Genomic DNA, 22958 nt, shown 5'->3' on the forward strand with positions numbered 1-22958 from the left:
CCGCCTCTACGACGTCCGTGCTGACGGACCCTTCCCGCCAACTGCGACTGCTGATCGACAGCGTGCGCGACCATGCGCTGTACCTGCTTGATCCTGATGGCATCGTCTGCAGCTGGAACCCTGGTGCGGAGCGCATCAAGGGCTATTCAGCCGATGAAGTGGTGGGCACCCACTTTGGTCGCTTCTACCTGGCCGCCGACCGCGAGGCAGGAGAACCGCAACGCCTGCTCCGTCATGCAGCGCAGCATGGCCACGTTGCCAATGAGGGCTGGCGGGTACGCCGCGATGGCTCGTCATTCCGTGCCAGTGTTGTCATCGAGCCGGTGGTTGAAGCGGGTGAGCTGCTCGGCTTCGTCAAGATCACCCGCGACATCACCGAGCAGTGGCAGGCACAGCGCCTGCTGCGTGATGCCCAACGAGCGCTGCGCAATACCCAACAGTTCGAGACCGTCGGCCGACTCAGCCGCGGCCTGTCGCACGAGTTCAACAACCTGCTGACCACCATCGGCAACGCACTGGACCTGCTGTCCCTGCGCGTTGGCGGTGACGATGCGCGCGCCGCCGAGCTGCTCGATGCCGCGCAGAGCGCGACCGATCGTGGTGCGCTGCTGACCCGCCAGCTGCTGGCGTTCAGCACTGGCCAGACCCTGATCCGCGAACCACTGGATATCAATGTGCTGATACAGCAGTGGCTGCCGGACCTGCAACGCGCCTGCCCGTCCACGGTGATGCTGGATGCCAAGCTGGCACCCGGCCTGCCTGCGGTCAACACCGATGCGCTGCAGCTGCAGACGGCGCTGGCCAATCTGGTCGCCAATGCCGCCGATGCTACCCTTGAAGGCGGCCGCATCCTGATCGGCACCGCGCTGGAGCATCGCCTCGACCCGGACGCGGACTCCACGCTGCAACGTGGCTATGTCACTCTCAGCGTCTGCGATGAAGGCCACGGGATGGCGGCCGACATCGCCGAACGGGCCACCGAGCCCTTCTTCACCACCAAGGACATCGGCAAAGGCAGCGGCCTGGGCCTGAGCCAGGTGTTCGGATTCACTACCCAGAGCGGCGGCTTCGTCGACGTGTCCACCACGCCCGGTGTCGGCACCACGGTCAGCCTGCTGCTACCCGCAATGGAGGACCCTGCCGATGACCGATGACCCGATCCGCGTACTGATGGTGGAAGACCAGACCGATCTGCGTGAAATGATCGGCTTGGCCCTGCGCGACCTCGGCATCGATGTGGCCACGACCGCCGATGGCCACGAGGCGGCGGAACTGCTCAAGGGCGAAGCACGTTTCGACGTGGTGTTCAGCGACGTCAGCATGCCCAACGGCATGTCCGGCATCGAGCTGAGCGAGCATGTGGCACGCGAACAGCCGCAGGCACGGATGATCCTCTCGTCCGGCTATGCCCGCTCGCAGCTGCCGCCGCTGCCCGAGCAGGTGGAGTTCCTGCCCAAGCCCTATCGCCTGCGCCAGCTGGTGCAGCTGCTCAGGCAGGCGTAAGCCACGGCGCTCCCGCAGGAAACCCCTGCGGTCAACCCATCATCGCCCCGCGCTGGAACGACGCCAGCAGCGTAGAGGCTGCCGCTGCCGGCGCCAGCCGACCGCGTGCCAGTGACCAGGTGATGCCGTAGAAACAGCTCCAGTAGAAGTCCGCGAGCCACACCGCGGTGAAACCGACGTTGAACTCTCCGGCCGCCTGACCCCGCAGGAAGAAGGCCTCGAAGCGCTCGCCGATCGGCGCCCAGCGCTCCGGCAGCAGGTGCAGGTCGCCCAGGCGCTGCTGTTCTTCCATCATCCGTGCGAACAGCAGCGTCACCAGCTCCCAGTCCGCCAGCAGCGTGGCGGTGACCTGCTCCAGCACGTGGCGTGCATCACCGCCCTGGTCGAACCAGGCCGCCGCAGCTTCCACGCGCTCGAAACCGGCCGCGAACAGGGCCTCGTCGATCGCCTCCCGGGTAGGCGCAAACCGGTACAGGGTCGCGCGGCTGATGCCCGCCCCGCGCGCGAGTTCGCTGAGGGTGCAGCGTGGATGGCTGACCAGGGTGGCCGCCAGCGCATGGGGCAGGTCGCGTCGTGTACGTGCTGCGGCAGGTCGCATGAAAAGCGATGGGGTGTGGGCTGGCCCTCACGCTAGCATGAATCATCAATTAATAAACTGAATCAAATATGATTCATCCGAATCACGGATGCGCTACAACGGGGGTGCGTCCGGTGCACCCGGGTCGGTGCACGGCAGGGAACGCGTCACAGGCATCGAGGGAGACAACGCCATGCTGCACCCACTACGCGATATCGCCGTGCTGTTCGACGCCAGCGACACCGGGCACCGCGTTCTCAACATCGCCGCCGACCTGGCGCAGGCCCAGCAGGCGCATCTGGTCGCAGTCTCCACGGCCCTGCATCCCACCGACATCGCCAACGGCTTCGCGCGCGGTGCCGGCATCGCCGCCGCGCTGGACCACGAGGCCCGCGCGGATGCCGCCTGCACCGCACAGCTGATGCAGAACCTGCGTGCCGTGTCCGAGCCGCTGCAGATCAGCACCGAACTGCGCATCGTCTCGGACTACCTGGGTGGCGCCGACCTGGCGCTGCAGTCGCTGTACTGCGACCTGATCATCGCCGGCTATCCGCACACACCAGGCGCGCCCTCCGGCTGGCATCCACTGGGCACGCTGCGCCAGACCGGGGTACCGATGCTGCTGGTGCCGCCGCACTGGAAGGGCGAGCAGGTCGGCCGGCGTATCGTGGTGGCCTGGAATGCCAGCAAGCAGGCCCGTCGTGCGGTGGCAGATGCCCTGCCTCTGCTGGCCCGGGCGCAGGCCGTGCACCTGCTGATGGTCGACACGCCCAAGGCTGAAGCGGCACCCGGCGCTGAAATGGCCCAGCATCTGGCGCGGCACGGCGTTGAAGTGGAGATACAGGCGATCAGCTCCAGCCAAGGGGGCGTAGCTGCCACCATTCGCCAGCATGTACTTGATGCCGAAGCCGATCTGCTGGTGCTGGGGCCCTACAGCCGCAGTCGCGTGGTCGAACGCGTGCTCGGCGGGGTCACCGAGGATCTGCTTGCCGAAGTACCGGCGCCCTTGTTCGTATCGCACTGATACCGCCCTGCCCCGCCCGGCGGTAGCCGGTCAGCGATTGGCCGGTGTGCCGCCGGAAATAGCGGCACAGGTAGGACGCGTCCTCGAAACACAGGCGTTCGGCGATGCGACCGATCGGCAGTTCGCTGTAGCTCAGCAGCGCCTTGATCTCCAGCACCACCTGGCGGTCGATCAACGCCTTCGGCGTTTCGCCGAAGCATTCCCGGGTCACCTGCGAGAGATAGAACGGGGTAATGCACAGCGCCTCGGCGTAGGACTGCACGTCGCGTTGGCGCGTGCTGCGCTGGCCGACCAGTTCCCAGAAGCTCCAGGCCAGGCGCTCGCGTCGGCCGACCGGCGGCGCCGCCTCGTAGTATGCCGGGAGCAGTGTGGCGAACTTCAGGAAAAACGTCTGCAGCAGGTTGCGCAGCATCACTTGCCGATGGCGGCCACCGTTGTGCTGGGCATCCATCAACTGCTGCAGCCAACCCTGCAGCAGCGGCACCTCCAGCGGTGACGGTACACAATGAGGGTGCTCGTGCAGGAACTTGAACAGTGCATTGGGCAGCACATAGGCCACCTCCGAGGCCAGCGCTTTCGGCACCAGGCAGGCCACCACAAGGAAGCCGCGCGAACGCTGCCGCAGCAGCGTCAGCGTATCCTCCGCCAGCACCAGTACGTCGTGCCGCTGCACCGCCACTTCGCGGAAGTTCAGTGCGAACCGCGCACGCCCGGACACGCACACCAGCACCGTCAGATAGGCGTGCCCGAACGACAGCGGAACACCCAAGCCTTCAGCCAACGTACTGACTTCCAAGCGCATGGATTCGTCCTGTTCCAGAAGCTGGGGAATGCGATCCATGGGCCGATCCACTGGGATATCGCGGCAGAGCATATCCGCCCGAACGAAGAAGTTGTGAAAAGTACCGAAACCATCAAGGTCCCGCCCTGTGCTCCCCGCCCGTCGAAACCTAGCCTGTGCACTCTCTTTCCACCGACGGACCCGCCATGCAACTGGCCACCCAACGCTTGATCCTGCGCCCCTGGCGCGACAGTGACGCCGCCGATCTGTACGAGTACGCCCGCGACCCGCGCGTGGGGCCCATCGCCGGTTGGCCACCGCATGCCAGCGTAGAGGAGAGTGCCGACATCATCCGCACCGTGTTCAACCGACCGGAGGTCTACGCCCTGCAGAGCCGCGAGAACGGGCGTGCCATCGGATGCGTCGGCATCCTGATCGGTGCTGACAGCAACTTCAGCTTGGGCGAGCGCGAGGGAGAGATCGCCTACTGGATCGGCGTACCGTACTGGGGTCGTGGCCTGGTACCCGAAGCTGTACGTGAGGTGATGCGGCATGCCTTCCTGGATCTGCAGCTGGATGCGTTGTGGTGCGGCTACTTCGCCGACAACCTGCAATCAATGAGCGCGCAGGCCAAATGCGGTTTCCGCCATCACCACACCGAGGTCAACCAGTTCAACCGCTTCCTCGCCGACTACCGCACCGAGCACATCAGCCGCATCACTGCCAGGGAATGGCAGGCGCAGCAGACCGTACCGCTGCCCACGTGATCACGGCTCAGCCCTCGCTGCGCAGCATGAACAACAATTCCAGCGTCGAGGCATCTTCCACCGGCTGGAAGCCGACATCGCGGTAGAGCGCCAACGCTGCGACGTTGTCACGATAGACACGCAGGCTCAGGCGCTGCACATCCGGCGACCGCAGGGCCTCGGCACACAACAACTGCATCAGCACCCGGCCCAGGCCGCGCCCACGCGCCTGCGGCGAGACAATGATGCGGCCCAGGTGGGCAGTGCCGGGCGCGGTCAACCAGTACTGGCCGAACCCCATGCAAGCACCCTCCCCGTCCAACAGCACCCAACCCGGGCGCTCGGCCAGTTCAAGAGCCCGTGCGAATGCCTCAGGCAGCAGAGGAAACGCAACGCCCGGGCCAGCCCAGCGTTACGTCGCTGCAACCGAATCGAGCCAGCCAGCGATACGCGGGTAATGCCGAGGTTGAACCGGCTGCAACTGTGCGGGCATATGGATGCCTGTGTGGTCCCGTCAACCTGCCGCGGTCGCTGCCTGGATTGCAGGGTGATGAGCAGGCGCTTGCAGCGGACGTGCTTGCGCGAACTGGGCTGCGGTAACAGTGCGTGGGACGGATGTCCCCTGCAGGAAGCCGCCGCACTCGACGGCGGCGACCTGTCGGCGCTTTACCGGCAGACGTACTCGCGTGCCGATTCGATGGTGTCCACGTCGAGCTCTTCGTATTGGATCTCGACGGTTTCCATGCTGGACGCGGTGACCACCGCGCGCGCGCCAAGATTGCAGGCGGCAGGCAGCCCGCCAGCGTACGCTTGGCCATTGATCGCATACGCCAGGCCGTAGCAGGCCGAGCCGAGCTGGAACGGATTGTGGTTGCAGGCCATGAGCTGACTGTTGGCAAGGTCACTGGAGGCCGTGTAGTTGGACGTCCAGCCACTGCCGGCATCGCTGCCGCAGCTACCCGGATACCCCTGGATCTGCGCACCGCTGGAGTCGCAGGTGTGGTAGACGAAACTGCCGAAGAAACTGGTCTTTACGTACGCGGTGCGGCCGCTGTCTACCCATTGTGCCGCAGCAGCGCTCTGGGCAAAGGCGGACAGGCCGAGCAGGCACACGGCGGCAGCGGTGAGAGGTTTCAATCCCTTCAACATGACTATCGTCCTCGGTATTGGCGTAGTGCACGCCTCATGCGTGCCAACCGAGTCTACCCCGCAGGTATATGGGCAAATATGACAGGCTCGACAGTCTGGGCCCTTCTGCGCACCTGATGCCTGAAGGGGAGGACGGCTTCGTGGCGAGGGCCGCCTGTTGACTGGCCATTGTGACCACTGCGACCAAAGCACTGGAAGGTGCCGTGGAACAAGGAGCGCCACACGATCACCAATCGTCGCAAGTGACTGATTCTGGTGACCCCGGCCCGATTCGAACGGGCGACCTTCCCCTTAGGAGGGGGCTTCCACCGCGCGTTAAATCAATGACTTGCAAGACTGCTGGGACCGGCTTGGGTCCAGCTTCGCTCAAACACCCCGCCGCAGCTGTTGTAGCCCTACCCACACCCAGGCCTTGCGGGCGTCCCTCAGTTAGCGCTCATCGGACCCTACGATGATCAGCATGGGTCGGTCCAACTCGTCCTGCGACAGAGGCTCGAGAGTAAGCCTGAAGCCATTTTGACCAGGCCGACACAGAATTCCGTCTTCTGTTCACCACGATGTCAGCAATGAGCCTCTAAGCGAAAACGCCATGCTCGCCCTACTGAAACGTATGGGCTATCGCCACGTTACCGTCCATGGGTTCAGATCGACGTTCAAGGACTGGTCCAGCGAGACCACCGACTTCCCCGACGACCTGTCGGAAGCCGCACTCGCCCATCGGATTCGCGACAAGGCGAAGGCCGCCTATAAAAGGGGAACTATGCTCGAAAAGCGGTGATCCCTGATGGCAGCTTGGGCCAACTATCTAATGAACGAAGAATAACCGAATCGAGTCGTGGCGGCGGGAATCTCAGCTTATGCGACTTCATTGTGGGTCATCCCAGATCACCCCAGATCACCGGACACCCCACGTCAGATGATTCAAATCATCAAAATGAATTTGTATGCTGTTGATTTTATTTAATAAAAGTGCGACGAGAACCAAGGTCACATGCGAAATCGTGACCGAATCCCGAATCACGCTTCCATTTGGCTGAGCTGGGCGGTACAGTTCGCATCATGGACAGTCTCAACAACCCCTATGCCGCTGCCATCGCTATGGAGCGCGCGAAGATTTCCGAGTATGAGAAGCGGATCGCGGCTTGCCGCGGGCGCATCGCGGCGCTGGAGGGGTTGGCTGATGCTGAACCGGACGATGTCGATGCAGCCTTGGAACGGAAGCTAAAGGGATTGGACAGCGGGGACTGGTACACCGTTGAAAGCGAGGAAGTTCGGACGCGAGTTGCCGCGCCGCCCTCGCTAGCTACCTACTCCCCTCCGATTTATCCAGGGACTCCGCCGCTTCCAAAGCTGCCTACTGCTGAGACTGATCCATCCGTACAGTCCGGGTCGACGGCGTCTACACTCGTCCCGCCACCGCCACTGCCACCGCCAGGGCCGTTCGTTGGGCGAGCTGCGCTGCCCAGTTTCTTTTTTGCTCCACCACCAGGACCAACGATGCTGAACCCACTTAAAGGGGAAAGCGTCCATAGGTCCGAAAGTGGCGATTTCGTGTTGCCGAAGCGTCAAGTCTCGGCACAGGCAATTGAGCTCCTGCGCTTTCTGCGCGCCCCAGCCACATCAGATACAACGTTCGCGTTCACTGAGCGACGCGGTATCAAAATGAATCGCGCTTCACTTAGCACGTTCTTGTACGCCTATCGAACCAAGTACGGCTTTTTGGACTTGCAAGCAGACGGACGGTACGTGCTATCGGAACGTGGTCGCAATTACATCGACGCACCGGCGCGTCGCGATATCAAATTTGAACCCTCTGACGCGGGTGCAACCGCGTCAGAGGAGGAGTAACGCAGGTGATGGACCTGACCCGAACCGAAGGGGCTGACTCGGTATGGAGGATGCAAATGGTGCTCACCCGCCATCCCCGAACAACATAGATTTCGGCCGAGCGGATGATGTTGGCTCTTGCTGACAGTCATGTCAACTGGCCCCAAAAAAAGCCCAATAGCGCGGCAACGCTATCGGGCTCTGGCATGGCAGTGGAGCGTCCCTCTGCCACCTGCAGCTGTCTCTTAAAGACGGGCGGACTGTAACACCCGTTTTAGGCTGCGGGCAAATATCGCCTCCAAAGCCCCTTAGAGGACTTTGGCCATGGACTGCATTGCAGCCAAGCCCAAGAGCGTGCGCGTGCGTGCTTACACCAGGATTCGCTTCGGCAGCCTGGAGCATGTTTGCCAGCACTGGCGCTCTTACCCGCATCAGCTGAGCCTGTTCTGATGCATAGCGCCCGGTCTATCCGGGCGCTACCTTTTAGGGCTGCCCTTGCGTTCGCCGCCCTGCCGTCACCCAAGCCTTCATCGGATCCTTCGCCCTAGGCTTGGTATCGGCCGGCGGCTTGCGTGGCGCCAGTGCCGCCTTGATCCGCTCGACCTCCTTCGCTCCGGCCTCGGCCAGGCGCCGGGCCTGTTGCTGCTGCTCGCGGGTCGGCGGCAGGCCAGGTGGTGGGGGTGCCGGCTGGATCGGCGTGGTGTCAGTCAGCCGCGCCACAGCCGCGCGCAGGCGCATCTCCGGGTAGAGCCTGGCCGCACACCACCGCTCGGCATAGCGTTTGCCCTGACTGATGCTGGCCGCCGGAACGTCCTTGCTCAGGCAGCCTCGGCGAATGGTTCGACCAGCGCACCCAGCATCTCCATGGCTGTCGCTGGCGGCGTGCGCTCGGCTCCGCGCTGGAGGAAGCCGATCCAGTCAGCACGAACCAACATCAAAAGTTCTCCAGGCGATACGGGGACCAAACGCATCGGCCAGTATGGAAGCCGACGCTGCCCCACCCGCCCCCTGGCCAGCTCGATCAGTTCAATGTGGCTGGTTGAGCCCGCGGCTCTGGAGAAGGCCACATCTAAGCCATCTGGCGGGCCTTCCATGTACGCCAAGAAGCGGCTGCCATCGAAGAGGGTCACGCCAGTGACCCCTGCATCCCGGTTGAACCGCCTCGCGTCCGCCATCAGCCCTACAAGGTGAGCACTGTCGAGCCCTGGCATCGCCTCACTCACAAATACCACCGCTCGATTTGGCACGGCCGGCTCCGTCATCCTCTAGAGACTGTGAAGCCTATGCCTACACATGTTCACGACGCGTGCTGACCCATGGGATGCCGTCACAGTTTGGTTCCCGCTGGCCTACACGCCCCGGGCACGGCCGGCCGGACTACTCTCCGGCCTAGTGTGACCGATTCGTCCAGCTTCCTGCCCCTAATCGCCAGATCGGCCCTAGGTCCTTCACGACCGCCTGGCCCTGCTGAAGGAACCCGATTAGCAGACGGCCACCAGCGACCTGCCGGCCCATCTGCTCGTTGAGGTAGTTGGCCTGGAGCCGCCCAGCCGTCATCAGATCGGACTGCAGCATGCTGGGCGCGACACCTTTAAGTGGATCACCAGGTGATGCGAAATGGCCACCAATCGGCTGGACCGTGGTTGCGCGCCGACTGTTGCTCTTGGCATAGGCAGTGGCCATCATCCGGCCACTTCCCGACGACCAACCGGCCAGGATGATCTCGGTCCCCAGTTGTTCGATTGGTAGGTCAGCCTCCGCCGCCGCCCTCTCGTAGTTCAGCCACAGCTGGTCCATTACTGATCCCATCTCGGCGGACAGCTTCTCAATGGAGAAATCCGCACGGAAGCTAGCCTGCAGGACCAGCTCGTAGATCTTCAGGAAAAACTGGGCCGCACCTCTCGCCGCCAGCAGCACGTTGTGCTGCGGTATCAGGAGCATCTTGGCACCAGCAGAGTGGGCACCGGTAAGCGCATCCTCCGCAAGCGTATCTACTGCAATGACAAGCTGGTCACGGCTGATCAGAACATTGAGGATGCTCATGGGGCGCGTCCATTGGCAAGCCGAGACTATGGCTGGAGCACTGCCCACTGGATCTGAACCGGCGCGGCGCTGCGTAGCTGCTGCACCAGCGGAACGGCCCGCCCGGACCATCCTTGCTGATCCACGAGGCAACCCATATACCGTCGTTCAGGGGTCGAGCGGCGGCGATGGAAGTCGTGATGGCCGCCATGCTAGGTTCCAACCGGGTAGAAGGGAGCAACCTCAATGAATCGACGCTGGTGGGGCGTGAGTGCATTATTCGTTACGGCAGTGGCTTCAGCTGCGACAGCCGACACACCCGAGGGTGAACTGAGCGATCCCTACGGCTATACCCGCAGCGTACGCCGTGCTGAACTGGGCGCGCTGCAGGCGATGGGCAAGACGCAGGGCGCTAAGGGGCTGCTTGGCCAGACAGGCTTCTACCGTGTCCGCGGCGAAATCGACCGCTCCAGCAAGGCCGCCGAGCAATGTCTTCAGGCGGTGGCCAACGAGCCCCGCGAACAGGTAAAAGGTATCGAGTACCTATGTGCGGCCTCCTTGGCAGGCAACTTACTCATCCAGGGCGATATTGCCGGATGGGCGACGCAGATGATCCAAGTTCGAACGCTGCTGGACCGCGATATCCGCCCAATGCTCAAACAGCAAGCGGGCGACATCCACCTAGCGGGCATCAGCGAGCCGCATTTCGAGCGCTTCACAGCCTGGCCACGCACTGCCTTGGCGGCACAAACACCTCCAAGCGATATCCATGTTCCCATCCAATTGCAAAACGAACTGCCGACACTCAGCCTGAAGATTCGCACTAAGGCCGGTGAGCGCGAGCTGCGCGTACACGTGGACAGTGGCGCAGCGCATTCGCGCATCGGGCGCACGCTGGCAGCCGAACTCGGGCTGGAACTCACCGAAGGTTTCATGGTTGCCGATGGAAAGGCTGGGGCGGTGTATGCGCTGGCGTCGCCGGTGACTCTGGACATCGGAAGTGTTCTGGTGCGCGATGTCTCCTTTGCAGTGCTGGGCAAGGACGATCTACCGCGCATCGGCCTGGACGTGTTGCGCGCGCTTGGACGGGTGCGTATCAACCAAAACGCCCTTGTGATCCAGGCCGCTGCCAGCCCGGTGCCATGCGCGCGACGGATGGCGACACTATCCTCGCTGTGGGGCGATGCGTATGACGTCCGCTATCCGATCCGTGCCGGCAAGCAGAATGTGCTGGTCAAGGTGGATACCGGATTCAACGGTGGCTTCCAGGCGCGCGGAACGCTGCCCGCGCGCCCACCGGCAGCTGCTATACGGCGCAAGAACGTGATCACCACCGAAGGCAGCGAAGATATCCAGTACGTGGAAGCAACCACGCCGGTGATGATTGGCGACGAAGTTCTGAACCTCCCGATGGACCTAGGCCTTTCACCTGGGCCCAGGCCGTTGTTCAATCCCGAATGGCGCTTGGGTTTTGCTTCAACCCAGCGTTACAGCCTGTACATGGACGTTGCTGGCACCTACGGTTGCCCAGTTGCCGTTGCCGAAGCACCACCGCTGTTGCCACCGAAGCCAGTTGCCGCGCCGCCCACCGGCGACTGATCGGCGCTGGACGAAATCGTCAATTTGCCAAAATCGCAGGGTCGAGCCTGGTTCGACTCTTTGTCGGCGAGCCGCTCCTCACGCGCCCCGGTCGAGCGGCCTGCGGCCCCAAGCGCCGCGCCGAACCAAAAACGCTAGACCCATGCAGGGATGTCTGGCCACCCCTCAAGTCAGCCAAAAATGTATGTTCTATGCCCGTTCTGTCCAGTGAACCCGATGCATCCGAGCCAAGAAGATCGTCGAATTGCTAAGGTCCAGCGATTCCGCCTAGGCTTCCAGCAAACAAGGTAGCCCGATGTCCATTCATCAACTGAACGTTTGTGGCTCAGCACAGATGCTCCGCGCCCTCCGAGGTCAACTGGAAAAGGCCGAGGCCCACGCCAAGACCCTCGGATATGATCCGGGCAACTTGCTGTTAGCGCGATTGGCGCCAGATATGCACCCCCTTGCCAAGCAGATTCAGTTCGTATGCACCCAAGCCCGTGAAGTGATCAGCCGTCTCGGTGGCAAGCCCCTGCCGACACTCCAGCCTCCGAGCGACATGGACGAAGCACGTGCGCTCATAGACCAAACGCTGGAGTACTTGACCACCAGTGAAGCGGAAGAGATCGATGCCGGCGCGTCGCGTCATGTTGCGATCGAACTAGCCGATGGCCTCGCCTTCGATATGAAGGGCGAGGAGTACGCAGCGAACTGGGCAACACCTCAGTTCTACTTCCACCTGATAACCGCCTACTGCATCCTACGCCACAACGGCATCCCCCTGGGGAAGGCAGACTATGTGCCCCACATGTTCGCGTGGATACGAAAGGACGACTAGCTAGCCGCCGGTGATGGAGGCCTCCCGCGTCAGTCGCACGGTCAACACGTCGCCGCGGAACAACGGCGAGAATCTGCGATTGCCCGTACCTTGAACTGCCCAGCCATGGCTGGGCAGCAGGCGATCACATGAAGACGTAACCCAAAGGACCGTCAAGGATAGCGCCAGGCGCCCCGTCGCAATCCGCGCGAAGGGTATCAAAATGCCGCGACTTCCCCTCCCAGAGATGGCGGCAGCGGTACAGGGGAACAGTACCTGGCAACTGGGCTTGCGAGATGTAGCCCCGCAGATGCGAGTATGGGAGCATCGGCTGCCCCTCACAGTTCACGTCGGTGCTACTGAAGGTGTCCCAGGGAGTATGCGAGACACATTCGCGGATCGGCAAGCTGTTCTCAAAGGGAGTCAAGGAGATGAATCCCAAAGTTCCCTCAATGTGCCACCCATCCCGCAAGTAGAGACCGTAGTCCCAGTTCACGCTCACGTGTGAGCCAAGGTTAGGTCTGTAGATACGGACGACCTCGCTCAAGGTAACGCCAGGCGGCACAGCCAGCGTCGGGTTCATCTGAACTGCTGCGTTTGCCACACCAGACAGATCGGACTGGCTGGCAGGAGCGGACGCTGCGCTACCGGCTGCCAGAATCAACGAAATTCCCAAAAGACATGCTTTCACGGACATCTCCATTTCTTTAATCGCGAGCATCTTGCTCGCCTGACCATCCTAGCTGGACTGGCAAGTCCGCGACATGACCTAGTTCCCACAGCTACAACGTAGCTGTGTCAGCCGAACCCCAGCGGCACTTCCGTCAGGTCCACGATGAAGATCGTGGCGTTCTGCGGCCCCATCGTCACCCCGCCCACCGGGAAGGTGTTGGTGATAAGGGTCTGCGAGAACGTCTCATGCTTCGACATGAAGATTCTATTGTCGCTCGTCATGTGGAAAGCATCGGCGTAGGCAGTACACCGGTCCTGGGATATTGATGCGTAATAGAACCTGGGAGATGGGATGGCGATGCCAATCTTGGTGCCAGGGAAGAACTGGCCGACCTCAACGAACGGCGTATTTACCGGCGGCGGCGGGAGCGGCACAACCTGCAGCACGCGCAACCCCTTCCGCCTGGAGTCATAGAAGACTGACCCGTCCTCCCCGCGCGTGCGTAGCCCCACCGGCCCTGAAGCGGCCCGCTCGGTAGCGTCGAACGTGTAGTACTCCAACGTCTTGTTCGGAGCATTATTCGCTGCAAACACGTAACAGCTCAAACCCGACTGGACAATGGAAAACCCAGTGATGAACGCGACGCTGTCGTTGATGTACCTCACCACGTGCAGGTTGGTTGTTCCGGCAGTGCTCGCCAGCAACCCATAGGGAGACGAAGAGGCGAACGGGGGGGGATCCACCGGTGGATCTGCCCTGAAAGGAACCAGTGTCGAGGGTTCCCGACTTAGCCAACTGCAGGTTTCGATAGCCAGCACCGATCTGGATCTGCCCGGTCCCTTGGTTCCGCACGCGAAGTCCGACGGCCATCAGCTGTAGATCCCGTAGTGAAGGGTGATGCCGCCCACGGTGTTGGTGATCGACTGGCTCAAGAACATCTCCATCCTGACGTGATAGTTCACCACGTCAGGATCCCAGGACCAGTTGATGCTGTTGCCTGACACGGTGACGGAGGGAACCAGCATCCCGTACACCGATCGCTGCCCCTCGCAGGTGAAGTAGTAGAAGGGCTCGCCGCCGGAGAAATCGTTGACGACGAGCCCGCCATTCGCCTCTGGCGGGGCCACCCATTTGTTGTTGGAGTTGACCGGGTTGTAGAGCGGAAATCTGTACGACCCTATCATCTTGGACAGCTTGGTGGTGACCGTGGTCTCCACGTAGCCATCAGCTCGTCGTATGCGGAGCCCGACTAGGGTCACAACAACACCCCCACTTCAACAGCTGGAACTCCGTTCGGGTGATAGACGTAGACGCCTTGATTGACCACGCGCAACTTGTAGCCATCTGGCGTGTTCCCGTTCAGTTCGAAACCACCGTCCTTGCTGATTCGCCAACCGGTTTGCCCTGGAACATAGTTGTCTGACTGGATGACGCCACCGATCTTTGCGTTGGTGATCGCCGCATCCGCGATGTTGGCCGTGTTGATCCACGCCGTTCCGATCAGCGCCTGGTTGATGAAGGTCTGGCCCCCCTGGATTACGAACGGCGAGGTCAGCTGCCCGTTGACCAGGTTGACGAATGCAAAGCGATCGGCGGTGAACAGCACCTGGCTTTGGTAGCTGCCATCCGGCTGGTTCTCGATGCCGATACCCATGCCGGCCGCGTAGTACTGGCCGTTCGCGGCGATCTGCAATTTCAGGCTGTAGGAGGCGCTGATCTTGCCATTCACGTCCACCAGGGCTTGGCTGGTCGCCTGCACCATCGACCGGGTTTCGCCTACCGCTGCTTCGTTGGTGTCCACCCGCCGGCCCAGCGCATAGTCGCCACTGCCGGTGACCGTCAGCGTGGTGATCGTGCCGGCAAACGAGTCCTCATCGCCTGCGTTCCAGTCCTCATCGCCCGCATGCTCGGCGCTGTACTGCGCGACCAGGCCGTCCACCCGGTTGCCCACCGCGGTGACCTTGCCATCGATCTCCGTAACGTCCAGCTCCAGCTGATCGATTCGCCCGGCCAACGCACCGGCTTCGGCGACGGCGTCGCCCACGCTCTTCCACTTCGTACCGGGCGGCTCCTCATTGCCGGGGGCGGCGTCAGTCCACAACCAGATCTTGCCGTTGCGCACCACCGTCTGGCCCGGCTCGTACGTCGCATCGGCGACCCAGATCAACGGGACGATGCTGCTGATGCTCTCGATCTCCGACAGCAGCTCCTGTCCCAGCGCGCTCTTGTTGATGAGGCCGGAGAAGTACGCGTCGTACTCGGTCACGTCGGCGCTCGATTCGCCCACCACGCCTGCACCGGCCGGATACCACGGCCCGATGTTGCCGCTGCGATCCACCAGCCGGCCCCAGAAGTAGAACTTCGCGCCGGCGGCCAGGCCATCGAGCCGGTGCCGGTTCTGGGGATAGGCGAAATCGCCCAGCTTCGTCGCGCTTTCCAGACTCGGTCCGGGGCTGCGCCAGATCTCGGTGCGTTCGGTGTCGGTTGCCCCAGGCGGGAACGCCCAGGCCAACTGGATACCGAACACCACCGACGCGGCCGTCAGCGAGGTCAGCGCCGGCGGCGGCTCCGTCTTGCCCTGAATGTCCGTGAGGACGCTGAGGGCCGGCTGCGACACGGCATTGAGTGCATTCACCGCACGCACCCGGGCCAGGTACTTGCCCGCGTAGATCCCCCGCACCTCCGCGCTGGCCGTGCCCACGCGCCCGACACGCACCCAGTTCAGGTCGTCCCGGCGCCATTCCACGTCGTAGGCAATGGCTTTGGCGGCTGCGTCCCACTCGATGGTCAGCACCGGTGTGGCGATGCCCTGGTCGATCACCACATGGGACGACATGCGCACATTCGCCGGCGGCGGCTGCACGCTGGGCGGCACGGTGCTGACCGGCGGCGGCTCCAGCCGGGTGTTGCTGTAGGTGAACCGCCCGATCGTGAAAGCGCAACGGCACACCTTTGCGAGAAGTGCGTCTTGGCAGCGCTCAGCGCCTTTGCCGCAGCCGGGGCGCAGCCATGAGCCGCCACATCGCCCGCCGTGCGCCGAAGGAGACCCTGGGCTTCGCCTGGGGCCGATTCCCTACCGTTGACGGCAGCGCCATCACCTCGCCCATGAGGACCGCGCGGTGATCGCCGGGCACCTGCGCCGCGCGCGCCGCTGCCTGCGGGAGAAGGTGGACGACATCGACTTGATGGCGATGGGGGTGGCGGCTTGAGCCTAGTGAATCGTGTAGCTGGAGAACTCCTCCAAGTTGTGGGCGTAGTCACGCTTGGGAACTCCCACAAACGAGTGAAACTCATCAGAGAACTGGGCACTGAAGCGAAGTATCCAGATCGCCTGGTCCTGCAGGTTGAGCCAGTCGACGAGCACCCTGCTCACATCTACATAGCTAGTGCTCTTGCCAGCAGTGGTAGTAGTCGTGCGGAGGGCGTTCACGTCGACTCTCTCTGCCAGTGCCTTGAGGGTTCTGCACGCTGCGATGAGCGCGGCCAGATCGGGCCCCAACGAAGCTGGAAGCGTGTGGATGCGCTCAATAACCGACTCCGCAGTCGGCAGGAGGTCTTGGCGAGCTTCGTAGATAGCTTGATCGTAGTAGGTGCCGTGCAAGTAGCGAATGCTCTCGCCATGCCCGTCGGGCGCCTCCCGCATAGCTCTCGCCACTCGGGCAGCTCGCGGCGTGATGGTAGCCACCTCGGCAATGAGAAGCCTTCCAACGATTCGCCCGGTCTCGCGACTAAGGCGTGCCACATCTTCATGCTGCCGCTCGGCGATTCTGGTTGCCTGCTCAGCAATCTTTGCTGCTCTTCTAGAGGTGAGCCACGCAAGGAGGGCAACCAGAACGGTTACCACACCCACAGCTGCAGTGGCGATGACTCCCCATCCCGCCCAGAACGTCGCGCACTCCGCCTTCATCGAAAGGCATTCACCGAATCCCAGAGCCATCGCTGTTCCCCCCCTATCCATGTTGGAGTCGATTCTGCCATGACCTATATCCATCCGAACGACCGGGTCTACACCCTGAAGCGCGCCCTGGCTGCTGCCATCGTTCGCAGCGAGGGATGCAAGTCCGACATGGCCCTGATCGAAAGCCAGGCGGTGGGCAATGGCTGAGCGCGAATTCCCTTGGTGCGTCAGAGAAACTGCCCGTCTATCGCCGATCGTACGGGGCTCAATCAATATAGCGCCGGTAGCGCTCCATCAGCGACATCTCGGTTGCAGCAGCGTTCGCCAGCTCGCGGGCGGCAGCCACCGCCTCTGCTTCCGTCGCGCCTTGCCCAAGGACGCTTCTAAGCGGCTCCTGAGACCACAGAGGACGCAGCGTCCCTCTTGCTACGAAGGGACCGTCACCGGTGATTTCGATGTCCACGTTGAAGTGGCCAGCGTAGAAGGTGTTCATTTCGCCGTCTTTTCTGCTGTTGAAAGTAAGACGATGTATCGCAAACCCCTCCTCCTATTCAAGCTGGAGGAAGAGGCTGCGTGAACTACTACAGCGAATGGGATCCCTACGCAGCGCAGTGGATCCGCAACCTCGTCGAGGCCGGGCTCATTCCGCCTGGCCACGTCGACACCGGGAGCATCACCGATGTTCAACCCGCAGACCTCGCTAGATACCGGCAGTGCCACTTCTTCGCCGCCATGGCCGTCGGCATCCCGCACACGCTCGCGAATGCAAAAGCTATCGGACACACCCCGGAGCAAGCTCGCACCGAGCTAGCTTTTAAACAACCATCGGGAAGAGTTCAAGCGCTTCACGATGGCGCGCTCACACGTACCCAAGAGCTTCTCCGCTTGGGTAGATCGAAACAGCGCGTCCTTCAGCATCTTCTGAGGGTCCTCCCCCTCAAAAGGCTTCCCGTCAACAAAAGCGGAGATGCTGTGCCAGTCGTCGGCGATCTCACCAATCAGGAAACAAGCTTGGGCGAGCGCCTCTCCAATGACTCCAAGTTGATATACATCGGCGCGGAACTGCGAGACACCAGCGGGCATTTCCAACGCTTTTCCATACTGTCCATTGGTGATGGACATCATCATCTTGAAGTCGTCGAGCTCGATGGCCTGGGCCAGTACCCCAACGTCCATGCGCCATGCCCGAATCGGCCTGAGCAGCTCCATAGCGATCCAGCGGGAGCGCCCCTCAAGCTCCTTCTTGCGTCGTCTTCCATCGAGCGTCGCAAGCGAGAGTGCGCAAATTACAGCACCGACCGTCCCTATTGCGGCCCAGGCGTCCCACCACACAACGCAATCGCCCTCACCCGGTGGCCAGCATGTACTGAGGCCATTCCACCAGCTCATTCTCTTATCCCCCTGTGGACTGGCGGGCATTCTGCCATGCCAATTCGGCCAGAGGAGATGGCCCATGGCTGACCAGCAGTTTACCGCTGCAATGGTCCACCGCGAGGTCGGCCGGCAGCTGGCCAGCATGTCGGGGGTCGAACTCGACTCGATCATCTCCCAGGATGCTCGCCTGTGGGACGCCCGCGGGCAGGCGCTTCAGGCGCTTGCTACGGGCGATATGGAGACTGCGCTGCGAATCATGGGCATGGTGTCGTCGCGGATCATGGACCGAGACGAAGCATGGGAGATCGCGTCGAACGCGGTAGCTGTCCGCATTGCCGCCGGCTGGACGCGCGACATGCTGGACAGCAGCACCGTGGGCGGCCGCGCGCCGTGTGGTCGCGGCTACTACCTGTTCTGCTCCGGGGCCATCGCGGTCTGCTACTTCCCGATGGTCTGCATCACCGACATGAACGGCCGGGGCTACCACTTCCATATAGCCCATGACCTGCTCAACGAGCGAGATCCCAGCCCCTACGCCATCCGTCGTCCGACCGTGCCGCAGCAACTGGAGATGTTCCGATGATCGGCCAGGACGCAGCACGCGTGCCTGACGCTGATGAGGATGAGTACGACCGCCGGCGTTTGCCCGGTGCCTACTCCCAAACGATCCATCACATCCGGGAGTTGCGCAAAGAGCGGGATGCGCTGCTACTGCGTGGCCACGCCGGGGACAGATTCAGGGCCGCCCAGCTCTCATGGTTCATCACGAACAACGAGAACTACGCAGCGCGACTTGTGGTGCAAATGGAGCGACTCGGGCATGGCAGATCCCGAGCGACCGTTGAACACGCGACCGCAGCCCCGCCGCCGACGCTGCCGGCTCAACTGAACCTATTCGCATGAACACCGCCACCGAGCAGCTGCGTGCTGCGCTGGCAACGAACTGAAGGAGGACCCGATGGGAGCTGCTGAAAAGCTGGACATCGTCGGAAAGGACTGGCTGACCGTGGACGAGGCCGCGCACTACTGCGGGGTGTCACGAAGCCAGTTCGATTCGAACATCGCCGACTACGGCATCGAACCACGAAACTTCATGGGCAAGAAGCTCTACGAGAAGGCTGCCCTCTACTCTGCAATCTACGGCTCCAAGCAATGGTCAAGGTCACAATCTTCTAGCGCGATGGCGCCGCGTACCTCAACTGGCGGGAAGGCGGCAAGCGAAGCCGTGTCGCCATTGGTCGCGTCAGCCCACGCGAAGCTGAGGGCGTACGAGCAGCGAAAGAAGCGGAGCTGACCCATGGAGTGCGCATCCTTCCCCGGCTGCCCACGGTCCGCGACTTCCTGGAGCCCTACCTGGAGTGGTACAAGGCCGAGCATCCCACCACGCACGGCAAGGCCAAAAGCGAGGTTCGGCTGTTCATGGCCCGCTTCGGCCACCGCCCCATCGATACGCTGCGCCCGATGGAAATGGAGTCGTATAAGACGGACCGCCTGACCAAGGACAGGGTTTCACCAGAGACTGTAGGGAAGGAAGTGCGCAGGCTGCAGGCCGCGTTTCGGCGTGGCGTGCAGTGGAAGGAACTGGACTTCAACCCGCTGGAGGAGACCCGGGCACCGCGAGGCGTTCGTAGCGTGGCGGTGCGGTTCTACGACCGGGCCGCGATGCGCAAGCTGTACCGGGCGAACCCGGCCCGGGCACCCCTGTGGCTGTTCATGGCCCACACGGGTCTGCGTCTCGGCGAGGTGGTTGGAATGGGCAAGGATGCGGTGGCCGGGTGCAGGCTCAGGATCGAAAGCGATCCAGACGAAGATGGCCAGGGACGCACGAAGTCGGGCAAGTGGCGCGAGGTGCCGCTGAATCGGTATGCACGCTGGGCGCTTCGCCACCTACCCGATCCGCTGGTGGCCGTGCACAGGGACACGCTGTCCGACTGGTTCGCCTCAGATGCCAAACGTGCGGGAATCGGTGGCAGCCTCCACCGGCTGCGGCACACCTTCTGCGCCCACATGGTGATCGCCGGGGTTCCGTTGCGACGGGTGCAGATTCTGGCCGGGCACGCTGATTACGCCACGACCGAGAAGTTCTACGCTCACCTAACTCCTGAGGGCGACGACGGCGCCGTAGCGAAGCTCAAGTACTGATCCGCGGCGCTGGGACCACTGGGACCAAATCCTGTGGATATGCAGGAAACAGTGGGAAATGCTCGCTACTGAGTCTTCCTAAGTTATTGATTCTGGTGACCCCGGCCCGATTCGAACGGGCGACCTTCCCCTTAGGAGGGGTAAGATAGACAATCTGCAAGCCCTGCGGCACAAGGCTATCGGCGGCTTTTGGAAGATCTGGGGCAACCGATTGGGGCAAAATCAATTACAACGATGGTGACCCCGGCGCGATTCGAACGCGCGACCTGCCGCTTAGGAGGCGACCGCTCTATCCAGCTGAGCTACGGGGTCAAAGAACGGCGTTAAGGATACAGGCAATGGCGAAGATGACCAAGATGAAGAAGCCCGCAAGCCGCGTTCCGGGTGTCACCTACCGCGACGACGGCTCCCCTCGTTGGGAGGTTCGAATCCGCTGGATGGTCAACGGCGAGAAGCGACACCTTCCTACGGTCCGCTACCCGGTGGACCTTGACGCGCCCAAGGGGGCAGACACCCACATCGAACGTGCGCGCACTGATGCCGAGGTGTACGCCAAGCAACAACGTCAAAAAATCAAAAGCGAGTCGTTGGAGTGGTCCAGCGCCGCCCACCACTACACCCTTCGAGGAATTTTGGAACGCTACCGCCAAGAGGTGGAACAAGGGCTCATCACTACCCAGGAGGACCGCGAAAACAAGAAGATGGCCTCTGAACATGTGCCGTTGAAGGCCCACGTGCGCAAGAGCGTGACTAAGGAATTGTCAGCCATCGCCGTGATGCTTGGCACAGCCACCACCGGTCCCAACCGCGAGGGATTTCCCGACATCGTGGACCGGCGAATGGACCAGCTTTCCTACGACCTGTTTCACTCCCCCAACAGCACCGAGGCATTGAACTGGCGGTTGAAGGGGCAAGACGGTAAGCAAGCCCCACCCGGAAGTGTTAAGCGTCTTTTGTCGTCGCTGCGCACAATCATCAACCACGCCACAAAAGTGTGGAAGCTGTCTTTGGACAACCCATTGGCAACACTCAAGGACATCAAAATCAATGATAAGCGCGAGCGAACTATTGATGCCGAGGAATGGGAGTTGCTGTGCCAATGGATGGAGCGAAGCCGCACCGACCCCACCACCTACGCAGCAATTCGCTTCGCCCGCTTCTCTGCTGCACGCCGGGCGGAAGTGTGCAAGTTGGATTGGTCTGATATCGACCAGCGGAAAAAACTGGCGTTGCTGCGCGACACCAAATCGAACGCTGGGGAGAGCCGTCAGCGTTCCATTCCTCTCAATGGCGACACGATGGCCATTTTGGAAGCTCTTCGGGCCAATCGCACAGGCAAGGACCTAGTAGGCCCCGTGTTTCGCACCAGCAGAGGTAAGCGCCTGCGTCCCGACACCATCACCCAGGCTTGGTCTAGGGCACGCGAAGCGGTGGCCGACGAAACGGGGCGTGAGGAAATCCGCACCGCTCGCCTGCACGACCTGCGCCACACCCGTGTTACGGAATTGGGCACTTTGCTTTCAGCGGCAGAAGCAGCCATGGTGTCCGGCCACCGCGATATGGGCACCTTCATGCGGTACTTCAACCCAAAGCCCGAAGACATTGGGCGGCGCATTGACGCATTAGAAGCCCAAAAAGGTGACAACAAGGAGCTACAGGGGTTGATTGAAAAACTAGCTTTGCATTCGGTTGAAGATATCACAGCCGTTTTCATGTCGGCCATTCAACGAAAGACGCTCACAGAGTCCAACAAAGGACGATAACCCAAGCCCCAGGAATGGGGCTTTTTTCATTGCAAATAATTTGCACCACCCAACGGACAACTCAAGAATGTAACAACATTAAAATAATTATATATATCAACACAAAAGCTTGCCAAAAAACAAAACCCCCGTAATGTGAAATGAACATTTAATATTCAGGGGCGAAAGATGGCAAGAAATGGATTTAATTTAGTTGAACTCACGCTGTGCCTCGCTCTATTTGTTGGCCTGGGCGCATTGACATACAAGGTCTTTAAGCCTTCCGCATCAATGGCGGCAATTCGCTCGGAGCAACAAAGAGCTGGTGAGATTGTTCAAGCGCTGACAGACCTATACGTACTTCAACCATCGTACAACGGTTTAACAACAGACACACTCAAAAGTACATTCAACTCAAGGTTCATTGTCCACAACAACGCATTGAGCACACCCGCATCAATTGCAGGAATGGCAACAGTTCAACCCGGCTCTTCGTTCGGAGCAAATGACTCAATAGACCTTCTGTATTTATCGGTACCAACGGGATCATGCATCAAACTTGCAACAGCCCTATCCAAATCAGCGGATTTCATTGCCGTGAACAATGTGCAGGTGCAAAAGCCGTACACACCTTTAAATGAGGGATTGTTGGCAACGCATTGTGCAACACGCGAGCGCAATGAAGTTTTGTTCCGTTACGCGAATAAAAATGTTTCGACCCAAGCAACAGACATGCTTGCTTGTGAGTGTTCGCCCACGATTGAAACACAAACACTAGCGTGTCCGGACAACGCTGCTGGCTCTATTACCCAACGGCGCAACGGCACGTGCCCTGCAACATCGTGCCCAACCCGACAATGGACATCGTGGGTGACCACCAGCAACACGTGCGCGGCCAATGGGGCACCTATACCTGTCATTGATCCGCAAGTCCCACAATCCATCTGCACACCAATCACTGAGCAACGGGTGTCAAACTGTCCAAGCGATCAAATTGGATTTGTCGTTGAAGGGCGAACCCGTGCGTGTCCAACCCAACAATGGGGAGCGTGGACGCCCGTAACTCGGAATTGCATCGATCCTGCCCCACCCCAAACAGCGT

At 61.5% G+C, this 22958-nt stretch carries 26 protein-coding genes, 2 tRNA genes and 1 pseudogene; 13 read left to right on the top strand and 16 right to left on the bottom strand.

The window, feature by feature from the left end; all coding sequences use genetic code 11:
- Positions 1–17 precede the first annotated feature (17 nt).
- Both H4O10_RS10690 and H4O10_RS10695 read left to right on the top strand, forming a co-directional pair.
- Positions 18–1154: a PAS domain-containing sensor histidine kinase gene (locus tag H4O10_RS10690; protein WP_005413148.1), complete on the top strand. Its 1137-nt coding sequence runs from the start codon at positions 18–20 to the stop codon at positions 1152–1154.
- Positions 1144–1503, top strand: a complete 360-nt coding sequence (locus tag H4O10_RS10695; protein ID WP_005409405.1) for a response regulator — start codon at positions 1144–1146, stop codon at positions 1501–1503. The genes H4O10_RS10690 and H4O10_RS10695 overlap by 11 nt, the downstream gene beginning before the upstream one ends.
- A 31-nt stretch (positions 1504–1534) precedes the next feature.
- Here the strand turns inward: H4O10_RS10695 and H4O10_RS10700 are convergent, their stop codons facing one another.
- Entirely contained in the window at positions 1535–2101 is a 567-nt protein-coding gene (locus H4O10_RS10700; protein WP_005409404.1) for a hypothetical protein, read from the bottom strand.
- Between the two features lie 172 nt (positions 2102–2273).
- Here H4O10_RS10700 and H4O10_RS10705 point away from each other — a divergent pair, with 172 nt between their 5' ends.
- The gene (locus tag H4O10_RS10705; protein ID WP_005409403.1) at positions 2274–3104 is read left to right on the top strand and encodes a universal stress protein; all 831 of its coding nucleotides are present in this window, start codon (positions 2274–2276) and stop codon (positions 3102–3104) included.
- On the opposite strand, the gene H4O10_RS10710 is transcribed toward H4O10_RS10705, so the two are convergent.
- Positions 3052–3945: a helix-turn-helix domain-containing protein gene (locus tag H4O10_RS10710; RefSeq protein WP_076738982.1), complete on the bottom strand. Its 894-nt coding sequence runs from the start codon at positions 3943–3945 to the stop codon at positions 3052–3054. The genes H4O10_RS10705 and H4O10_RS10710 overlap by 53 nt on opposite strands.
- Positions 3946–4091: 146 nt before the next feature.
- Between H4O10_RS10710 and H4O10_RS10715 the strand changes: the two genes are divergently transcribed.
- Positions 4092–4652 (top strand): GNAT family N-acetyltransferase, encoded by a 561-nt coding sequence (locus tag H4O10_RS10715; protein ID WP_099485195.1) that lies wholly within the window; start codon positions 4092–4094, stop codon positions 4650–4652.
- A 7-nt stretch (positions 4653–4659) separates the two neighbouring features.
- Here H4O10_RS10715 and H4O10_RS10720 read toward each other — a convergent pair.
- The 3 genes and pseudogenes from H4O10_RS10720 to H4O10_RS10730 all read right to left on the bottom strand — a co-directional run bounded on the left by H4O10_RS10720 (position 4660) and on the right by H4O10_RS10730 (position 6137).
- A pseudogene (locus H4O10_RS10720) lies at positions 4660–5124 on the bottom strand (GNAT family N-acetyltransferase).
- A 173-nt stretch (positions 5125–5297) separates the two neighbouring features.
- Positions 5298–5780 (bottom strand): hypothetical protein, encoded by a 483-nt coding sequence (locus H4O10_RS10725; RefSeq protein WP_076738980.1) that lies wholly within the window; start codon positions 5778–5780, stop codon positions 5298–5300.
- A gap of 253 nt (positions 5781–6033) precedes the next feature.
- Positions 6034–6137, bottom strand: a tRNA-Ser gene (locus H4O10_RS10730).
- A gap of 232 nt (positions 6138–6369) precedes the next feature.
- Between H4O10_RS10730 and H4O10_RS10735 the strand changes: the two genes are divergently transcribed.
- Complete coding sequence (locus tag H4O10_RS10735; protein ID WP_076738979.1) at positions 6370–6558, top strand: hypothetical protein; 189 nt, start codon at positions 6370–6372, stop codon at positions 6556–6558.
- A 1532-nt stretch (positions 6559–8090) separates the two neighbouring features.
- On the opposite strand, the gene H4O10_RS10740 is transcribed toward H4O10_RS10735, so the two are convergent.
- From H4O10_RS10740 to H4O10_RS10750, 3 genes are all read right to left on the bottom strand, one after another.
- A complete protein-coding gene (locus H4O10_RS10740; RefSeq protein ID WP_224481848.1) occupies positions 8091–8345 on the bottom strand; it encodes a hypothetical protein in 255 nt (84 codons plus the stop codon).
- An 80-nt stretch (positions 8346–8425) separates the two neighbouring features.
- Positions 8426–8854 carry a BLUF domain-containing protein gene (locus tag H4O10_RS10745; RefSeq protein ID WP_076739013.1) on the bottom strand — a complete coding sequence of 143 codons (429 nt, stop codon included), beginning with the start codon at positions 8852–8854 and terminating at the stop codon, positions 8426–8428.
- Positions 8855–8996: 142 nt separating this feature from the next.
- Complete coding sequence (locus tag H4O10_RS10750; RefSeq protein WP_076738976.1) at positions 8997–9650, bottom strand: hypothetical protein; 654 nt, start codon at positions 9648–9650, stop codon at positions 8997–8999.
- A 225-nt stretch (positions 9651–9875) separates the two neighbouring features.
- Here H4O10_RS10750 and H4O10_RS10755 point away from each other — a divergent pair, with 225 nt between their 5' ends.
- Together H4O10_RS10755 and H4O10_RS10760 are read left to right on the top strand one after the other, a co-directional pair.
- Complete coding sequence (locus tag H4O10_RS10755) at positions 9876–11228, top strand: aspartyl protease family protein (RefSeq protein WP_076738975.1); 1353 nt, start codon at positions 9876–9878, stop codon at positions 11226–11228.
- A gap of 295 nt (positions 11229–11523) precedes the next feature.
- Complete coding sequence (locus H4O10_RS10760; protein WP_076738974.1) at positions 11524–12048, top strand: DUF1993 domain-containing protein; 525 nt, start codon at positions 11524–11526, stop codon at positions 12046–12048.
- Between the two features lie 124 nt (positions 12049–12172).
- Here the strand turns inward: H4O10_RS10760 and H4O10_RS10765 are convergent, their stop codons facing one another.
- From H4O10_RS10765 to H4O10_RS10785, 5 genes are all read right to left on the bottom strand, one after another.
- Entirely contained in the window at positions 12173–12748 is a 576-nt protein-coding gene (locus H4O10_RS10765) for a hypothetical protein (RefSeq protein WP_076738973.1), read from the bottom strand.
- Positions 12749–12825: 77 nt separating this feature from the next.
- Entirely contained in the window at positions 12826–13443 is a 618-nt protein-coding gene (locus tag H4O10_RS10770; RefSeq protein ID WP_139338711.1) for a hypothetical protein, read from the bottom strand.
- A gap of 126 nt (positions 13444–13569) precedes the next feature.
- A complete protein-coding gene (locus tag H4O10_RS10775) occupies positions 13570–13917 on the bottom strand; it encodes a hypothetical protein (RefSeq protein ID WP_065183267.1) in 348 nt (115 codons plus the stop codon).
- A gap of 38 nt (positions 13918–13955) precedes the next feature.
- The gene (locus H4O10_RS22395; RefSeq protein WP_224481847.1) at positions 13956–15575 is read right to left on the bottom strand and encodes a DUF1983 domain-containing protein; all 1620 of its coding nucleotides are present in this window, start codon (positions 15573–15575) and stop codon (positions 13956–13958) included.
- Between the two features lie 336 nt (positions 15576–15911).
- A complete protein-coding gene (locus tag H4O10_RS10785) occupies positions 15912–16637 on the bottom strand; it encodes a hypothetical protein (RefSeq protein ID WP_076738971.1) in 726 nt (241 codons plus the stop codon).
- 39 nt (positions 16638–16676) lie between these two features.
- Between H4O10_RS10785 and H4O10_RS22290 the strand changes: the two genes are divergently transcribed.
- Positions 16677–16805, top strand: coding sequence for a hypothetical protein (locus tag H4O10_RS22290; RefSeq protein WP_258013616.1), 129 nt, complete (start codon positions 16677–16679; stop codon positions 16803–16805).
- A gap of 58 nt (positions 16806–16863) precedes the next feature.
- Here the strand turns inward: H4O10_RS22290 and H4O10_RS10790 are convergent, their stop codons facing one another.
- On the bottom strand, positions 16864–17091 hold the full coding sequence (locus H4O10_RS10790; RefSeq protein WP_076738970.1) for a hypothetical protein: 228 nt from the start codon (positions 17089–17091) through the stop codon (positions 16864–16866).
- Positions 17092–17405: 314 nt separating this feature from the next.
- Positions 17406–17987, bottom strand: a complete 582-nt coding sequence (locus H4O10_RS10795; protein ID WP_139338710.1) for a hypothetical protein — start codon at positions 17985–17987, stop codon at positions 17406–17408.
- A 64-nt stretch (positions 17988–18051) separates the two neighbouring features.
- On the opposite strand from H4O10_RS10795, the gene H4O10_RS10800 reads away from it, so the two are divergent.
- The 4 genes from H4O10_RS10800 to H4O10_RS22400 are packed head-to-tail and all read left to right on the top strand — an operon-like array spanning position 18052 to position 20114.
- The gene (locus H4O10_RS10800; RefSeq protein ID WP_076738968.1) at positions 18052–18555 is read left to right on the top strand and encodes a hypothetical protein; all 504 of its coding nucleotides are present in this window, start codon (positions 18052–18054) and stop codon (positions 18553–18555) included.
- A complete protein-coding gene (locus H4O10_RS10805; RefSeq protein ID WP_076738967.1) occupies positions 18552–18875 on the top strand; it encodes a hypothetical protein in 324 nt (107 codons plus the stop codon). Before H4O10_RS10800 ends, H4O10_RS10805 begins: the two co-directional genes overlap by 4 nt.
- A gap of 55 nt (positions 18876–18930) precedes the next feature.
- On the top strand, positions 18931–19266 hold the full coding sequence (locus H4O10_RS22295; protein WP_224481846.1) for a hypothetical protein: 336 nt from the start codon (positions 18931–18933) through the stop codon (positions 19264–19266).
- 8 nt (positions 19267–19274) lie between these two features.
- Positions 19275–20114 (top strand): tyrosine-type recombinase/integrase, encoded by an 840-nt coding sequence (locus H4O10_RS22400; protein ID WP_224481845.1) that lies wholly within the window; start codon positions 19275–19277, stop codon positions 20112–20114.
- 235 nt (positions 20115–20349) lie between these two features.
- On the opposite strand, the gene H4O10_RS10815 is transcribed toward H4O10_RS22400, so the two are convergent.
- Positions 20350–20426, bottom strand: a tRNA-Arg gene (locus tag H4O10_RS10815).
- A 26-nt stretch (positions 20427–20452) separates the two neighbouring features.
- Here H4O10_RS10815 and H4O10_RS10820 point away from each other — a divergent pair.
- Positions 20453–21877 (top strand): site-specific integrase, encoded by a 1425-nt coding sequence (locus H4O10_RS10820; RefSeq protein WP_088470179.1) that lies wholly within the window; start codon positions 20453–20455, stop codon positions 21875–21877.
- Positions 21878–22958 lie beyond the last annotated feature (1081 nt).

The sequence above is a fragment of the Stenotrophomonas sp. I18B00994 genome (assembly GCF_014145825.1).
GTDB classification, from domain to species: domain Bacteria; phylum Pseudomonadota; class Gammaproteobacteria; order Xanthomonadales; family Xanthomonadaceae; genus Stenotrophomonas; species Stenotrophomonas maltophilia.

Coding starts and splice junctions, on each gene's coding strand:
- H4O10_RS10695 (WP_005409405.1), top strand. CDS start 1,144: ATGACCGATGACCCGATCCGCGTACTGATGGTGGAAGACCAGACCGAT.
- H4O10_RS10700 (WP_005409404.1), bottom strand. CDS start 2,101: ATGCGACCTGCCGCAGCACGTACACGACGCGACCTGCCCCATGCGCTG.
- H4O10_RS10705 (WP_005409403.1), top strand. CDS start 2,274: ATGCTGCACCCACTACGCGATATCGCCGTGCTGTTCGACGCCAGCGAC.
- H4O10_RS10710 (WP_076738982.1), bottom strand. CDS start 3,945: ATGGATCGCATTCCCCAGCTTCTGGAACAGGACGAATCCATGCGCTTG.
- H4O10_RS10715 (WP_099485195.1), top strand. CDS start 4,092: ATGCAACTGGCCACCCAACGCTTGATCCTGCGCCCCTGGCGCGACAGT.
- H4O10_RS10725 (WP_076738980.1), bottom strand. CDS start 5,780: ATGTTGAAGGGATTGAAACCTCTCACCGCTGCCGCCGTGTGCCTGCTC.
- H4O10_RS10735 (WP_076738979.1), top strand. CDS start 6,370: ATGCTCGCCCTACTGAAACGTATGGGCTATCGCCACGTTACCGTCCAT.
- H4O10_RS10740 (WP_224481848.1), bottom strand. CDS start 8,345: ATGCGCCTGCGCGCGGCTGTGGCGCGGCTGACTGACACCACGCCGATC.
- H4O10_RS10750 (WP_076738976.1), bottom strand. CDS start 9,650: ATGAGCATCCTCAATGTTCTGATCAGCCGTGACCAGCTTGTCATTGCA.
- H4O10_RS10755 (WP_076738975.1), top strand. CDS start 9,876: ATGAATCGACGCTGGTGGGGCGTGAGTGCATTATTCGTTACGGCAGTG.
- H4O10_RS10760 (WP_076738974.1), top strand. CDS start 11,524: ATGTCCATTCATCAACTGAACGTTTGTGGCTCAGCACAGATGCTCCGC.
- H4O10_RS10765 (WP_076738973.1), bottom strand. CDS start 12,748: ATGCTCGCGATTAAAGAAATGGAGATGTCCGTGAAAGCATGTCTTTTG.
- H4O10_RS10785 (WP_076738971.1), bottom strand. CDS start 16,637: ATGGCTCTGGGATTCGGTGAATGCCTTTCGATGAAGGCGGAGTGCGCG.
- H4O10_RS22290 (WP_258013616.1), top strand. CDS start 16,677: ATGACCTATATCCATCCGAACGACCGGGTCTACACCCTGAAGCGCGCC.
- H4O10_RS10790 (WP_076738970.1), bottom strand. CDS start 17,091: ATGAACACCTTCTACGCTGGCCACTTCAACGTGGACATCGAAATCACC.
- H4O10_RS10795 (WP_139338710.1), bottom strand. CDS start 17,987: ATGAGCTGGTGGAATGGCCTCAGTACATGCTGGCCACCGGGTGAGGGC.
- H4O10_RS10800 (WP_076738968.1), top strand. CDS start 18,052: ATGGCTGACCAGCAGTTTACCGCTGCAATGGTCCACCGCGAGGTCGGC.
- H4O10_RS10805 (WP_076738967.1), top strand. CDS start 18,552: ATGATCGGCCAGGACGCAGCACGCGTGCCTGACGCTGATGAGGATGAG.
- H4O10_RS22295 (WP_224481846.1), top strand. CDS start 18,931: ATGGGAGCTGCTGAAAAGCTGGACATCGTCGGAAAGGACTGGCTGACC.
- H4O10_RS10820 (WP_088470179.1), top strand. CDS start 20,453: ATGGCGAAGATGACCAAGATGAAGAAGCCCGCAAGCCGCGTTCCGGGT.